The sequence below is a fragment of the Sneathiella sp. genome, assembly GCF_036960985.1.
Lineage (GTDB): Bacteria > Pseudomonadota > Alphaproteobacteria > Sneathiellales > Sneathiellaceae > Sneathiella.
Genome location: NZ_JBALWD010000012.1, coordinates 16,062 through 31,201, shown reverse-complemented (window position 1 = coordinate 31,201; position 15,140 = coordinate 16,062). Strand labels below are relative to the sequence as shown.

14 protein-coding genes are annotated in these 15,140 nt (G+C 46.1%); 8 read left to right on the top strand and 6 right to left on the bottom strand.

Annotated features, from left to right (window positions below; all coding sequences use genetic code 11):
- Positions 1-125 precede the first annotated feature (125 nt).
- Positions 126-353 carry a DUF1127 domain-containing protein gene (locus tag V7723_RS09115; protein WP_335684148.1) on the bottom strand — a complete coding sequence of 76 codons (228 nt, stop codon included), beginning with the start codon at positions 351-353 and terminating at the stop codon, positions 126-128.
- A gap of 153 nt (positions 354-506) precedes the next feature.
- On the opposite strand from V7723_RS09115, the gene V7723_RS09110 reads away from it, so the two are divergent.
- Entirely contained in the window at positions 507-1,433 is a 927-nt protein-coding gene (locus V7723_RS09110; RefSeq protein ID WP_335684147.1) for a transcriptional regulator GcvA, read from the top strand.
- Positions 1,434-1,649: 216 nt separating this feature from the next.
- Here V7723_RS09110 and V7723_RS09105 read toward each other — a convergent pair whose 3' ends face one another.
- Positions 1,650-1,817, bottom strand: a complete 168-nt coding sequence (locus V7723_RS09105) for a hypothetical protein (RefSeq protein ID WP_335684146.1) — start codon at positions 1,815-1,817, stop codon at positions 1,650-1,652.
- Between the two features lie 415 nt (positions 1,818-2,232).
- Between V7723_RS09105 and V7723_RS09100 the strand changes: the two genes are divergently transcribed.
- From V7723_RS09100 to msrP, 3 genes are all read left to right on the top strand, one after another.
- The gene (locus V7723_RS09100; protein WP_335684145.1) at positions 2,233-3,435 is read left to right on the top strand and encodes a pyridoxal phosphate-dependent aminotransferase; all 1,203 of its coding nucleotides are present in this window, start codon (positions 2,233-2,235) and stop codon (positions 3,433-3,435) included.
- Positions 3,436-3,626: 191 nt separating this feature from the next.
- Positions 3,627-5,642 carry an elongation factor G gene (locus V7723_RS09095; protein ID WP_335684144.1) on the top strand — a complete coding sequence of 672 codons (2,016 nt, stop codon included), beginning with the start codon at positions 3,627-3,629 and terminating at the stop codon, positions 5,640-5,642.
- Positions 5,643-5,778: 136 nt separating this feature from the next.
- Positions 5,779-6,750: a protein-methionine-sulfoxide reductase catalytic subunit MsrP gene (gene msrP / locus V7723_RS09090; RefSeq protein WP_335684143.1), complete on the top strand. Its 972-nt coding sequence runs from the start codon at positions 5,779-5,781 to the stop codon at positions 6,748-6,750.
- 896 nt (positions 6,751-7,646) lie between these two features.
- On the opposite strand, the gene V7723_RS09085 is transcribed toward msrP, so the two are convergent.
- The 3 genes from V7723_RS09085 to V7723_RS09075 form a co-directional block, all read right to left on the bottom strand.
- On the bottom strand, positions 7,647-8,537 hold the full coding sequence (locus V7723_RS09085; protein WP_335684142.1) for a LysR family transcriptional regulator: 891 nt from the start codon (positions 8,535-8,537) through the stop codon (positions 7,647-7,649).
- 130 nt (positions 8,538-8,667) lie between these two features.
- Positions 8,668-9,639, bottom strand: coding sequence for a thioredoxin-disulfide reductase (gene trxB, locus V7723_RS09080; RefSeq protein WP_335684141.1), 972 nt, complete (start codon positions 9,637-9,639; stop codon positions 8,668-8,670).
- A 112-nt stretch (positions 9,640-9,751) separates the two neighbouring features.
- Positions 9,752-10,729: a mitochondrial fission ELM1 family protein gene (locus V7723_RS09075; protein WP_335684140.1), complete on the bottom strand. Its 978-nt coding sequence runs from the start codon at positions 10,727-10,729 to the stop codon at positions 9,752-9,754.
- A 152-nt stretch (positions 10,730-10,881) separates the two neighbouring features.
- Here V7723_RS09075 and V7723_RS09070 point away from each other — a divergent pair, with 152 nt between their 5' ends.
- From V7723_RS09070 to V7723_RS09060, 3 genes are all read left to right on the top strand, one after another.
- Entirely contained in the window at positions 10,882-11,379 is a 498-nt protein-coding gene (locus tag V7723_RS09070) for an Lrp/AsnC family transcriptional regulator (RefSeq protein ID WP_335684139.1), read from the top strand.
- Between the two features lie 56 nt (positions 11,380-11,435).
- Positions 11,436-13,061: an acyl-CoA synthetase gene (locus V7723_RS09065; protein ID WP_335684138.1), complete on the top strand. Its 1,626-nt coding sequence runs from the start codon at positions 11,436-11,438 to the stop codon at positions 13,059-13,061.
- Positions 13,062-13,126: 65 nt separating this feature from the next.
- Positions 13,127-13,396: a hypothetical protein gene (locus tag V7723_RS09060; protein ID WP_335684137.1), complete on the top strand. Its 270-nt coding sequence runs from the start codon at positions 13,127-13,129 to the stop codon at positions 13,394-13,396.
- Between the two features lie 440 nt (positions 13,397-13,836).
- Here the strand turns inward: V7723_RS09060 and V7723_RS09055 are convergent, their stop codons facing one another.
- Positions 13,837-14,019, bottom strand: coding sequence for a DUF1192 domain-containing protein (locus V7723_RS09055; protein WP_335684136.1), 183 nt, complete (start codon positions 14,017-14,019; stop codon positions 13,837-13,839).
- Positions 14,020-14,123: 104 nt separating this feature from the next.
- Between V7723_RS09055 and V7723_RS09050 the strand changes: the two genes are divergently transcribed.
- Positions 14,124-15,122 (top strand): NAD(P)H-quinone oxidoreductase, encoded by a 999-nt coding sequence (locus V7723_RS09050; RefSeq protein ID WP_335684135.1) that lies wholly within the window; start codon positions 14,124-14,126, stop codon positions 15,120-15,122.
- Positions 15,123-15,140 lie beyond the last annotated feature (18 nt).

Here is a 15,140-nt window from a genome sequence, read left to right as displayed (position 1 = left end):
CAAACTGGGGAGGTGGATAAAGAATTCATATATAATGTGATGAGGATCAAATATGAGGGAGCCGCTCGGAAGGGCCAGTAGACAGGAAGGAAAACAGGCTTGTATCCGAACGGCAGCTTAATTTTTTAGGTGCGCCAGAAAGGCTTTGAAATTTCATCTAAGGCATTTTGAGAAGAAACACCCATATCGACCAAATATTTCTTATCTAGCGAAGCGAGCTGGTGGCGCATGGATGCTCTTTCTTGCCATTTGACAACAGTTTCAACTACTGAACCAAAAAAGCCACGTTTAACTTCCGAATTGCGCGCTGCATTTCCACCTAAGTCATTAATAATGATATGATTTGATGCCATTTTCCTTCTCCTTCGAACTCGCCGGGATGACCCTATGTCTAAGCCCATTGGCGTTTTGATGAACTATATGTCGTCTATTTTTAACTTGATTACAAACGACAAATACTAATAGGATGAGTTAGTTTTTCTAATCTGAAATATTGCGAGAGAATCATGCGCTTGCCACCGCTTAATGCGTTAAGAAGTTTTGAGGCAGCTGCCCGTCAGTTAAGTTTTTCAAAGGCAGCAGAAGAATTATACGTAACCCCGGCAGCCGTTAGTCATCAGGTAAAGGCCCTGGAAGATTGGCTGGGGGTGGCGTTGTTTAAAAGATTGAATAGGGCGGTAATTCTCACCGACGAAGGCCAAAGTTACGTCGTGGGCGTTCGCGATGGATTGCATCAATTGAGTAGTGCGACGGAAAAGCTCATGAAGCAAGATGCTTCGGGTGCCCTGCATGTGGATACCATGCCTTCTTTTGCCGCACGTTGGCTGTTGCCAAGGTTAAGCCGATTTCGCGAAGAACACCCAGACATAGACGTCAGACTTTCGGCGTCTGATCAATTGACAGATTTTGACCGGAATGATGTCGATATCGTGGTGCGATATGGTCATGGGAATTATCCCGGACTTCGGGTCGAGAAACTTCTTACTGAGGATGTACTTTTTCCTGTTTGCAGCCCCAACTTGCTGACCGGGAAGCATCCTCTTCGTACGCCAGAGGATCTTCAGTATCACACGTTACTGCATGACGACATGCGGATTGACTGGGATACATGGTTGGCTGTTGCAGGTGTTAAAAATGTTGATCCAAAAAAGGGCCCCAGCTTCAATGATAGTTCCATGGTGCTAACAGCGGCGATGGCAGGGCAGGGCGTTGCTTTGGGGCGGAGCACCTTGGCGGCAGACGATCTCATTGCGGGACGCTTGGTGCGACCTTTTAACCAGCAACCTTTAAAAGCAGGGCACGCTTATTACGTTGTGTGTCCGGAGGAAACGGCTAATCGACCTCGTATCGCAGCTTTCCGCGCGTGGTTAATGAAAGAAGCAGCCATGGACCCGGGCCGGTTCATGTCTAGTTCAATTGAAGAAGGAGAGTGAAGAACTGATTTTATGGGGCAGGTTTGGAGGCAATGCGGCAGCTTCCCCAATGTCGGCCATTAACAATTATTGGTGCAAATAGATCTTTCATAACTGCAAATTCTCCACTGCCCATGTCACAGCGATAGGTTTGCAAAGGAATGGCTTTGTATTTTGCCCTGCAGCTAGCCCGGTTCTGTCATCAAATATACGTCGGTTTCGGCAATTTCCAGAATTTCAGTCGGGATAGCCAGGGCGTTGTGGATGAGAAAACTTATTGTTATGTGTTGGAAGAAAGCCGTTTCGGTCAACAGCAGCACAAAAAACAATACTATCGTTGAAAGCAAGGGCGGTTTCCTGAACATCCGGAAAAATTTCATCTGTCAGATCCACGAATTTTGTCATCTTTTGAACAGGATCCGTTCCTTCGATATCTAAATAGTTTTCGTCGAATAATTCAGAAGGTGAGATTTCCCTTTCCTCTATGGCTGGCGACCTCCGCCACTTCAACACTTAAATTACCTACTTTATCCGCCATTTCAGCGACGAAACCGTTTGTGTCATTTCGCATTATAGTTCCGAATTCTGTACCCAATTACTTGGCGAAACCATTGCGCCAAATCTCTTTTCAACGCAGAAACTAGTATCCTCAACTATGGTAAACATTGGTTTAAAATCTTCTATTTTGTGAAAAGCTTGAGAAATTGCCGTAAACAAGAGAAAATTTTATGGCTTACGACCCTATTTGTGAGTATAGAAGTGAAGCTTGGTAGGGCGAAAATATGTCGCTCTTTTATCCTAACTCAGAGAGAATAAGGTAATGTCTATAATCGCGGAAAGCTTAGGCCGTATTAAACCTTCAGTGACCATCGCTGTGACAACAAAAGCTGCTGAATTGCGAGCAGCCGGCCGGGATGTCATTGGCCTAGGAGCGGGAGAGCCTGATTTTGATACACCAGAAAATATCAAGGCAGCGGGCATACGGGCCATTGAAGAAGGTAAGACGAAATACACGGCTGTCGATGGAATAATTGAACTCAAGCAAGCTATTTGTGATAAATTTAAGCGTGAAAATGGTTTGAATTATGAGACATCTCAGGTAACTGTTGGAACTGGTGGTAAACAGATCTTGTATAATGCCTTTGTTGCCACCCTCAATCCCGGCGATGAAGTCATTATTCCGGCACCTTATTGGGTATCCTATCCTGACATGGTGTTGCTTGGTGGAGGCGAACCTGTATTCGTAGCATCAACGGCTGAGACGAATTTTAAAATGCAGCCGGCAGATCTTGAAGCCGCGATAACACCGCGCACGAAGTGGTTGATATTTAATTCACCGTCAAACCCATCTGGCGCTGGTTACAGCAGGTCAGAATTAAAAGCGATTACAGATGTCCTGTTAAAAAACCCTCATGTATGGGTACTGACAGACGATATGTATGAGCATCTGGTCTATGACGGATTTGAATTTGTGACACCGGCAGAAGTTGAACCGCAGCTTTATGACCGGACCTTGACTATGAATGGTGTCTCAAAAGCTTATGCGATGACTGGCTGGCGCATCGGTTATGGCGCCGGCCCCGTTGAATTGATCAAGGCAATGGCGAAAGTTCAATCTCAAAGCACGTCAAATCCCTCGTCTATCAGTCAACATGCAGCGTTAGAGGCGCTGGAAGGTCCGCAGGACTTTATTACCGAGCGTGCGAAAGTTTTTGAAGAGCGGCGTGATCTGGTGGTCAGTATGCTAAATCAGGCGCCAGGATTAAGTTGCCCAAAACCAGAGGGCGCATTTTATGTATATCCTTCTTGTGCTGGATGCATTGGTAAGAAAACTCCTGAGGGAGATCTAATCGAAAGCGACCTTGATTTTGCGTCTTCGCTATTGGAGTCGGAAGGTGTTGCGGTTGTCCATGGTGAGGCGTTTGGGCTGTCACCACATTTCAGGGTTTCTTATGCGACTTCTACCGAAGCGCTAACAGAGGCCTGCAATCGGATACAGCGGTTTTGTGCAAGCCTTTCCTAAATTGATGTTGAAAATTAAAATGAAGGCGGCCGGTGATTCGGCCGCCTTTTTTTATGGATCGCTCATATCGGATAAATAACATTTGAAAGCCCTGCAAAAGTGCGATTGGTGAATCTCAAATACATTTTTTTGTTGCAGGAGTTAGATAGGAGGACGAACATTAGTAAATCCTAACAAAAGGGAGGCACGTTATGGCCGTACTCAAGCCAAAGGGGCCTCGCAGCATTGCGCTGGTAGGCCCCTATTCAAGTGGTAAAACAACTCTTCTCGAAGCATTCCTACATATTTGCGGTGAAATTGACAGAAAAGGTAGTGTCAATGCTGGGACATCCACCGGGGACAGTTCCAAAGAGGCCCGTGATCGCAACATGAGCGTTGAAGTAAATGCCGCTCACATGACTTACCTTGGTGATAATTTCACTATTCTTGATTGTCCAGGATCCATTGAATTTTTTCAGGAAACCGAAAACGCTCTTCGTGGAGTGGATGTAGCTATTGTTGTTTGCGAGCCGGACCAAGATAGAGTTCTGACATTGTCGCCGATTTTGAAATTGCTTGAAGTTTACAACTTGCCGACATTTATTTTCGTCAACAAAATTGATAAGGCATATGGATCCGTACAAGAGCTGTTCAGCTCATTGCAAGCCGTTACAGATAGAGCTCTCGTGTTGCGCCAAGTTCCTATTTTTAAAGATGGAATTGTTACTGGATATGTCGATCTCGCGTCAGAACGAGCCTATGTATATAAGGAGGGCGAAGCATCACGAATTATCGATTTGCCACCAGAAATGGCCGAGGAAGAAGGGACATCTCGTTTCGCAATGCTGGAGAAACTGGCAGATTTCGATGATCATTTAATGGAAGAGCTTCTTGAGGACATTGAACCTGAACGCGAGGAAATTTATACCTTGTTACAGAACGATTTGGGCGACGGTGTTGTCACGCCCGTCTTCCTTGGATCTGCAGAAATGGATCATGGCGTTCGACGGTTGCTAAAAGCTCTGCGACATGAAGTGCCCGAAGCGCAAGTCTCTGCACAGCGTAGCGGTTTTGCCGTCAACACAGACACCACGATGGCTCAAATTCTTAAGACCTATATGTCGGCTCAGGGCGGAAAATTATCGCTCGCCCGCATATGGTCAGGCAAAATAAATGATGGCAACAGTTTTTCAACGGGTCGCATAGGAGGCCTCTTTAAACTACAGGGCAGCAAGATTGAAAAAATATCGTCGGCAAGTGCCGGTGAAATTGTCGCATTTGGGAGACTGGACGATGCTCATACGGGAGACATTTTAACGACGGATGAAACAATACATGACAGCCCTGTTTCTTTGTTGGAACCTGTCTACAATTTTGCGCTATTCGCGGAGAAGCGAGAAGATGACGTAAAGCTTTCCGCTGCGCTGGGAAAACTTACAGAAGAAGATCCGTCTTTGGTTACTGAACACAAGCAGGAAACTCAAGAATTGTTACTTTGGGGGCAAGGAGAAATACATTTGAAGGTTGCGTTGGAACGATTGCGCAATAAATATGGTCTGGATGTGAAATCAAGAAAGCCAAAAGTCGCTTATAAAGAAGCTATTCGCAAATCGGCGACCCAACATGCACGCTACAAAAAACAAAGTGGTGGGCATGGGCAATTTGGCGATGTGCAAATAGAAATTAAACCGCTGCCGCGCGGTTCCGGATTTAATTTTGAGGAAAAAATTGTCGGTGGCTCTGTTCCCCGTCAATATATTCCGGCAGTAGAGCATGGTGTGAAGGAATATCTGGTGGAGGGCCCGTTGGGTTTTCCTGTAGTGGATGTTGAAGTAACATTGTTTGACGGCCAATTTCATTCCGTCGATAGTTCTGAAAATTCATTTCGATCAGCAGCGCGTATTGCCATGAGTGAAGGCATGCCCAAATGTGATCCAGTGTTATTGGAACCGATCTACAAGGTTGAAGTCGCCATGCCGTCTGACTATACGTCAAAAGTAAACAGCATTGTAAGCGGCCGGCGTGGGCAAATTTTGGGTTTTGACGCGCGGCAGGGCTGGGATGGTTGGGACCTGTTAGTTGCCATGATACCTGAATCTGAAGTGCAGGATCTAATTGTCGACCTGCGTTCAGCTACTCTGGGTGTCGGTACTTATCGACGTGAATTCGACCACCTGCAAGAACTTACCGGCCAAAATGCAGAAAAAGTTCTACAAAACCGGAACTGAACGAGATGCGCAAGCTCCTGTCCACGGTATCGATAGTAACGAGGGCCAGAGGCTTCTCACGGACTATTGAATTGTAGTTTATCGGTAAAGTGTCAATTATCCTTGAAACAAGTATGATTGTTGAAGGAGTGGGCGCGTGCTAATAAAAATTCGTAAAAGTTGGGAACTATCTGAATCCCAAGTTACTTCAGAAAGTGATTATTTAAATCGTCGGTCGATATTAAAGGGTTTCGCAGGTGCCGGCATGTTTGCTGCTGCTGGTGCGTTTTCTCCTCTCCGGCAGGCTATCGCTGCGGAAGGGGATCCAAGTGCTGGTCTTTATCCTGTGCCGAGGAATGAACGCTACACGGTTGTCCGCGATCTCACGCCAGAAAAAATTGCAACGACATACAATAATTTTTACGAGTTTGGCTCGCATAAAAGTATTTCTGAAGCCGCACAAGCACTTCCTATTCGGCCGTGGACAGTTAAGATTACTGGCATGGTTGAGAAAGAAATGGAAATTGATATTGATGAGCTGCTCGCCAAAATGCCACTTGAAGAGCGGGTCTACCGCCACCGTTGTGTCGAGGCTTGGTCCATGGCTGTTCCCTGGAGCGGATTTGCACTGAAAGAACTGGTGAAGATGGCCGCGCCGACCTCGAACGCTAAATATCTTGTTATGCAAACATTTGAGAATAAGGCTGTTGCTCCCGGACAGAGACAGTTTTGGTACCCTTGGCCCTACACTGAAGGGCTGACAATTGAGGAAGCGACGAATGATCTCTCCTTTATTGTGACTGGTATGTACGGGAAGCCAATGCCTAAACAGAATGGCGCTCCCTTACGGTTGGCTGCACCATGGAAGTATGGTTTTAAACAGGCAAAATCTCTTGTGAGTTTTCATTTTTCAGACAAGAAACCGGAAACTTTTTGGGAAAAATTAAATGCATCTGAGTATGGGTTTTGGGCAAATGTAAACCCTGAAGTCGATCATCCTCGTTGGTCCCAGGCAACAGAGCGAGATATTGGTACCGGTGAACGCATTCCGACGTTAATCTATAATGGTTATGGTGAATTTGTTGCTGACCTATACAAAGACATGAAGGGTCAAAACTTGTTTATGTGAGCCTGATCTGGGATCAGTTGAAAACTACAGGATTTTCAAAAACACGCTAATATCTTTTGGTACTAGCGTGTTTTTTTTGGAGTTATGCTATTGGACTTTGCCGGCACATATTCACAATATGAGATGAATCGAATTATCCAAAAAAATGCCGGCCAATTAAATGGCCGGCAAGTCTAACAGGGAGGTTGCATCTCTTGCGAGATACGGGACAGGTCGGGCAGGGAGGCGCCCTAATGTCCAACACCAGAGGGGTCTGGTGGTTAGCACGCTGCATTGCAGCATCGCTACTACTCTATATTGGCTATAATTGAAAAAATTGAACCTGCAATAATTCATGGCAGATATGCGTTACATGCATACCAAAAAAAGGCCGGCCCCTTGCGAGGCCGGCTTAGTCTAAAGGGAGGTATATCTTTCGATAATACCGATTGTATGCGTCTGGGAGGAAAACACACAATCTACATATCAACAAGGAGCTGATATTCGGGCAATGCTGCGATGCAACATTAATAAATTAAATCTAGTGTATGAGGGGAGATAATTCAATAGAAATGTTGCGCTGCACCCATGTGATTTTTGCATGTCAGGCCAGCGTTAAATGGAAACGTTAGTGAAGCCAGGATTCTCGATACATTATATGCAGTTGCCCTAAAAAAGTGCCGGCCAAATGAATGGCCGGCAAGTCTAACAGGGAGGTGTCATGTCAGGGAGACATGACGTTGCAAAAAACTGGGAGGAATTTTTGCAACATTCACAAAGACCAAAAGATCTTTCGTGAAATCTGATATTGCGATGCAACATCGTATGCCCTTTTGTATGAAATTCTGGGGGGCAGGGAAAGATCAATCTCGGCAAAGCCGATATGCATTTACTGCATGGCTCGTTAAGGAGTTGATTTAAAAAGCAGATTCTGCAACTTTTTGAATTAAGAAGTCCCGGAAAATAGTCACACGCTTGGATTTTCGTAGTTCTTCTGGATAAACATAGTAACTATCGAAAGACGGACCGCCTAAATCGGGTAGAATTCGGACGACATTATTATGACCTTGGACGATGTAATCGGGCAAGCTTGCGATACCGAGGCCGCTTTGAACAGCCAGCAATAATCCATACACATTATTGACTTTGAAAACGGGCGCTATTTCCTTTTCGAATTTGGAAAGCTCCTTCAACAACCAGTTGACGTTAGCGATATTTGTCGGTGCTTCATCGCCATAAACGATAAGGTTAAGGCCAATAACGTCTTCAATAGTTGATGGTGTCCCATGTTTTTTTAGAAAATCAGGCGAGGCATATAAGTGATGATTTACCGTCATTAATTTGCGTTGAATGAGATCAGGTTGGACGGGCGCTCGCAGCCTGATGGCAATATCCGCCTCCCTCATCCCAAGATCGAGCTCTCGGTCGGCGAGGATAAGGTTGACGGTAATTTCCGGGTACAGTTCGATAAACTCACGAATACGGGGAGTAAGCCAGTTCGCACCGAGACCTACTGTCGCCGTGACACGGATCTCACCTGATGGTTTTTCTCTTGCATCCATCAATTGTGCTTCGGTCATGGCCAATTTGGCGAAAACGTCATGCGCAGTTCGAAAAAGCAATTCGCCCTGTTCAGTCAATAAGAGGCCGCGGGCATGGCGATGGAAAAGAGCAACTTTAAGACTGTCTTCAAGTGCACTAATCTGCCGGCTCACGGCGGACTGGCTCAAATGCAGTGTTTCGCCAGCATGAGTAAAGCTACCCGCTTCGGCTACAGCATGAAAAACGCGAAGTTTATCCCAGTCCATCTTGATGTCCAGATTACAGATTAAGGGCACCCAAGAATACTGGGACTAACCTTTTCTAATTGTCATATCAGGTTACTCGATAATTTGTGTTGAAGACAAGGTCGTGTCGCAAATTTCAAGTAGCCTTACTTCACTCAGCAGCTTCTTTAGATGAAGAACTTTCATCGGCAGCAATAAATTTTTCGGCTTCCAGGGCCGCCATGCATCCGGTTCCCGCCGCAGTTACGGCTTGGCGGTAAATTTTATCTTGCACATCGCCACAGGCAAAAATGCCGGGAATATTTGTTGCGGTCGAATCAGATGCTGTACGCAGGTATCCTTCGTCATCCATATCCAATTTACCGTTAAACAGCTCAGTATTCGGGTTATGACCAATTGCAATAAACACACCGTGAACCGAGACATCTTGCGTCTCGTTTGTCTGAACGTGGCGGATTCTGGCAGCGGTTACGCCAAATGGATCCTCTTCGCCGATGATTTCTTCGAGAACGTGATCCCAGATAATTTCGATCTTCGGGTTTTTCTTTAATCGTTCGATCAGAATTTTCTCTGCTCGCAAAGAATCGCGGCGATGGACCAAGGTAACTTTGTCCGCATGATTGGTCAGGTAGATTGCCTCTTCAACGGCTGTGTTGCCGCCGCCAATTACCATGACTTCTTTTCCGCGGTAGAAAAATCCATCACATGTCGCGCAGGCGGAGACGCCAAATCCCATATACTTTTCTTCAGATGGTAAACCAAGCCATTTCGCGGCTGCACCGGTCGCAATGACGACAGTTTCCGCTATATATTTTGTCCCTGAATCCGCTGTGGCGACGAAGGGACGTTGAGATGTATCCAACTCCGTGATGTAGTCGTTGAAAATTCGTGTTCCAACATTCTTGGCCTGAGCTTCCATTTGTTCCATTAGCCATGGGCCTTGGATCGGCTCTGCAAATCCTGGGTAATTTTCGACGTCTGTTGTAATTGTCAATTGTCCGCCGGGCTGCAATCCATGGACAAGGATCGGATCCAATGACGCACGTGCTGCGTATACCGCAGCGGTATCGCCTGCCGGGCCAGAGCCAATTATAAGAACTTCAGTATTGTGGATTTCAGCCATGGGGTTCTCCGGTGCTCAAACAGCAGATTCTAAGTTGCGGTATCCGACTATGTATAATGTGCGGCGAGGGCATGCAAGTAGGCGTGTCAGTTTTGCGGCGCAGATCACTAAATTAAGTGTGGTCGGACAGGATTTTTTGAACTTGACCGGCAATTTTTCGCGTTTCAAGCAGTGGCGTAGAAGACCATTGTTCCAATTTACCGATAAAGGGGCGGGTGTAGCCCAAGTTTCGCATTCTTTGGTGAAAATGTCGGAATTTTCGATTCCCACCAGGTAGTTCAAAAACATAGACCGGTTTTCCCATCGAACTCGCTTCACATACCATATTGACGGAATCGGCCGTCACAATAATCGCTGATGCTAGATTGAGAAAACCAAAGTAGGGATTGTCTCCTTTCCCGGTCCATAATTGATGAGGAAGGTTGGCAAGTGCTTCGGTTAATATAGCTTCATTTTCGTGCCCGGTTCGCCGTGATGTTGTAACGAGAAAGCTGCAGCCACTTTGATCGTGTAAGGAGGATAAATCATCTGCTAGCTTTGTCATGACGTCCGGTGTCAAGTCGTAGCATTTGTTGCTTCCACCGACGAGGACCGTGACAATTGGTTTTGGGAGGCTCTTAATTGAAGAGCTTAATTTCTTCCCTTCTGATTCCAATAATTCAAGCGTGATACGCCCTAAAGCGCCCTCAGTAACCAAGACATTTGGGCCACGGAGCTTGTCATGCTCGGGAACAATGACGACGTCAAAATTAGTGGGATTGGTATTTGGAGTTTGGATATGGATAGTGAATGTTTTTTGGCCACTTGCCTTTTTTATAGCCATGCTCAAAGGGATCGCTTGCCGACCACAAGTGATTAGTACACTTGGCCAAGGCGCTTTTAGCTGATCACCTTCAGGCTTTAAACGAGAAAGTGGCGCGTGCCAGAGTGCGGGCGGTAACCATCGCCACGGTTTAGCGGTTTTGATGCGCTTTACTGAGAAATCCAAAGTCAGCGCTTCCGCTAAACCAATGCATTGAATTTCCATGCCTGCACTGCCATCAGTAACAACCCAGCAACTCATTTCGTTTTTCAGACCGTCAACCTTCATTTAATTCCTGTAAGCTGTCCTCTTCACTAAGGTCAAGCGTTATGCCGTTAATATAAACTTTTTTCTGCAATTGGCATAATCCCTGCTTCTATCGCTTGGCGGAATTCAATCCTTGTAATATTATTGCGCACATCTGATAGCCGGAGGAAATAATGCAACGTGTCAAACTAGACGAAATCGATCGCCGTATTCTGCACGATTTGCAGGAAAACGGCAGAATTACTAATGTTGAGCTGGCAAAAAATGCTGGTATATCAGCTCCCCCATGCTTGAGGCGCGTTCGCGCCTTGGAAGAAACTGGCTACATTCAAGGGTATCATGCGCAACTAAATTCCGAGAATCTTGGTTTCGGCGTAACGGTATTCGCTTTAGTCGGCTTGCAAAGCCAGGCAGAAGTCGATTTATCTGCATTTGAGGAGAGGGTAACTGCATGGCCGCTGGTACGGGAATGCTACATGTTGGCCGGTGAAAACGACTTTATTCTAAAAGTCGTAGCAAAAGACTGGGATACCTATCAGCATTTTTTAACCCATGAATTAACGGCCGCGCCAAATGTGGCCCATGTAAAAACGTCGCTTGGTATAAGAGTGTCCAAATACTTGCCGGGTGTTCCAGTTGAAACAAACGCTACGGGAAACGGCGAAGTCTAACGCATAGAAGCGTCGAATATTAGAATTATATAAATACACCATGTGAGAGACAACAAATGGCCGTAAATCCCTTCGAAACAAATCTTGGCATGAATGCAGCAAATTTCGAATGTCTTTCGCCGCTGACTTTCATCGAACGTTCAGCCCAAGTTTATCCAGATCAAACGGCAGTAATACACGGCGACTGGTCTTACAATTATCGAGAATTTTATGCCAGGACGCGCCGGCTGGCGAGTGCTCTCAAAATTAAGGGTATTGGATTAGGTGATACAGTCTCCGTGATTGCGCCCAATATTCCAGCTCTGTTGGAAAGTCATTTTGGAATCCCCATGATAGGCGCCGTCCTGAATGCGCTTAATACACGGCTTGATGCCAAGGCACTGGCCTTTATTCTCGATCACGCGGAATGCAAACTGTTGATTGCCGACCGCTCTTTTTCTTCTCTCATTACCGAAGCGTTGACCTTATGCGGAGTAAAGCCAATTGTCATTGACATTGATGACCCGTTGGCGGAATCGGGCACATTGATAGGAGAAATGGATTACGAAACTTTCCTCGCAACTGGTGACCCGAAATTCGCATGGCAGCCGCCAAAGGACGAATGGCAAGCCCTGTCGCTAAATTACACATCGGGAACAACTGGCGATCCAAAAGGTGTCGTATATCATCATCGCGGCGCCTATTTAGCAGCGACAGGGTCTGCAATGACATGGAATTTGCCGAAATTCGCAACCTATTTATGGACGCTACCTATGTTCCATTGCAATGGTTGGTGTTTTCCTTGGACTATTACCTCTGTGGGCGGCACGCATATCTGCCTGCGTAATGTCGAAGTTAATGCGATATATGATCAGATGCAGAAACACGATGTAGATCATATGTGTGGAGCACCCATTGTTTTATCAATGATGATTAATACTACTGACGAGAACAAAGCAAAAGCACCCAAAGGTGTTAAAGCGATGGTTGCAGGCGCGCCACCCCCTGCCGCAGTACTCGCCCAAATAGATGCAATGGGCTTTGACATTACACATGTTTATGGGTTGACCGAAACGTACGGGCCTGCTGTTTATTGCGACTGGAAGTCTGAATGGAACAATAAGTCAAAAGACGAACGAGCGGCATTAAAAGCCCGCCAAGGCGTACGATATCATGCGCTGGCCGGGCTAGACATCATGGATCCAGAAACGATGACCCCAGTTCCGTGGGACGGACAGACCATGGGCGAAGTTATGTTGCGAGGAAATTTGGTGATGAAGGGTTACTTAAAAAACCCCATGACGACGGATACCTCATTTGAAAATGGTTGGTTCCATTCTGGAGATCTAGGGGTCATTCATGAAGATGGATATATCGAATTGAGAGATCGTTCAAAAGATATCATTATTTCTGGCGGTGAGAACATTTCGACGATAGAGGTTGAAAATGTCCTTTATAAGCATCCAAAAATTCTTGAAGCAGCCGTCGTTGCGCGTCCAGATGAAAAATGGGGCGAGACACCTTGTGCTTTTGTTACGCCGCGTGAAGGAGAAACTCCCTCCGTTGAGGAAATTATCACTTTTTGCCGGGAAAATCTCGCACATTTCAAATGCCCGAAAACCGTTGTTTTCGCGGACCTACCAAAAACGTCGACAGGTAAGGTACAAAAATTCGTCCTCCGAGAAACCGCTAGAAACCTATAATTATCGAAAAATTAACCAAGTTCTGCATATTGTCTACTCCTTAATATAGATCGGAGGATGCAGCCTTGACCCACTATCTTGTTACAGAAGAAAATCCGGCTGGTAAAAAGCTTGAAGATGTTTTGGCGATGATCCGGAACGATATATTGGAGCGCTGCCTCTTGATCACTGATGATCCGCGCGCTGAGGCCAAATCAGTACTTGCGAACAATATGCGCATACTTAACTTGCTTACTGAAAGCATTGAACTTGCAGAAGATAGCACAACTACTTTGGATAAGGCTTTTGGCCCTAGTCAGGCTGGTAAAGGAGGGCCTCCTCGCATCGGTCACTAGCTAATGGAATTAGGCCCACGGGCACATTAGAAACTCTAAATTATTAAGGGGGCTGCCGTTTTCGGCGCCCCCTTTTTTTATTAGCCTCTACCTGTCAGACTTGTTCTGAACGCGGAATTAAAACGCTGAATGGGAATAAGAGTCAAGAGACTCTGTCAAGAACATGTCAAATAAATAACTTTTTTTAGTCATAGTTGGGTCAAAAAAAGAGCCGCCTAAGTAAGGCGGCTCAAGTCAACAGGGAGGCGTCATAAGGACTGGAATTGGGATTCCAATCCCTGTAACCCGTATTGGGGTACATCTAACAATGTAACGATAATCTATTAAATTACAATTAACGAATACACACATGAGGATTTATCGTGACCACTTGTGGTCACTAATTAAGCGTGATTCGGCTGATATCTGAGAATGGCAATAGTTTTCAAGAATCGCCCTTTCTATTTTTTGAAAAAGCTGTCGGCGGTATTTTGAGCCGCTAGTTTCTTTTCGATGATCAGTTTTACTTTTTCAATCTCTGCTGCCATATCTGCGATATACTCATGCAGGTCGTCAATCGACATCGTGTCGTAATTAACATTCGAAGACAGATTTCGAGAAGTTTCTTCATCGTTGCTTGTCATCGCAATTTTCCTCAATATGCTATGCGTCACGGGCGCCCGTATATATCAATCAACATTCTAACCCGCTGCTTTGCATGCAGACAAATAAAAAGTCGGAGAAAAATATGACCACGTTGCCTACAACGATGACAGCGATCGAGATCAAGGAATTCGGCGGGCCCGATGGATTAGTTCCAACAACGCGCCCTTTGCCTTTGCCTGGACATGATGACGTTCTGGTGAAAGTTGCTGCAGCAGGTGTTAACCGTCCTGATGTTTTGCAACGTATGGGAGGGTATGCCCCGCCACCAGGTGCTTCTGATATCCCGGGTTTAGAGATCTCCGGCACAGTTGCAGCTGTTGGTGCCGGTGTTACACGTTTCAAAGTTGGCGATACATTATGTGCTCTGGTTGCCGGTGGCGGCTATGCGGAATATTGCGTTGCCCCGGAGGCGCAATGTTTGGACGTTCCCGCAGGTTACGATCTCGTTCGCGCCGCCGCAATTCCGGAAACATATTTTACGGTATGGACGAACGTTTTTAATCGGGGCGGTCTTAAAGGCGGCGAGACATTTTTGGTTCATGGCGGCGCCAGCGGAATAGGCACAACAGCCATTCAATTGGCAAAGTCCTTTGGTGCACGTGTCTTTACGACGGCGTCAACCGATGCCAAATGCAGAGAAATTGAGGCATTGGGCGCGGAGCGAGGCATCAATTACAAAGATGAAGATTTCGTCGGGGTTGTCAAAGAATTGACTGACGGCCGCGGTGTTGATTTGATTTTGGATATGGTAGGTGGTGACTACATCCAACGAAATATATCAGCCCTTGCTGTGGAGGGTCGGCTCGTCTACATCGCTTTTCTCGGCGGCGCGATGGCCGAGGTTAATTTTGCACCTGTCATGATGAAACGCCTGACGATCACCGGCTCAACGCTTCGTCCGCAATCCATTCAAGCGAAATCTGAAATTGGCTCGGAGCTAGAAGAGAAAGTCTGGCCGCTCCTGGCATCCGGTTCTATTGGCCCCGTTATGGATAGTGTGTTTCCTCTAAAAGAAGCGGCGGCAGCTCATAAACGCATAGATGATTCATCACATATTGGAAAAATCGTCCTGGAGGTTTGATTTAAACGCTTGCCAGAG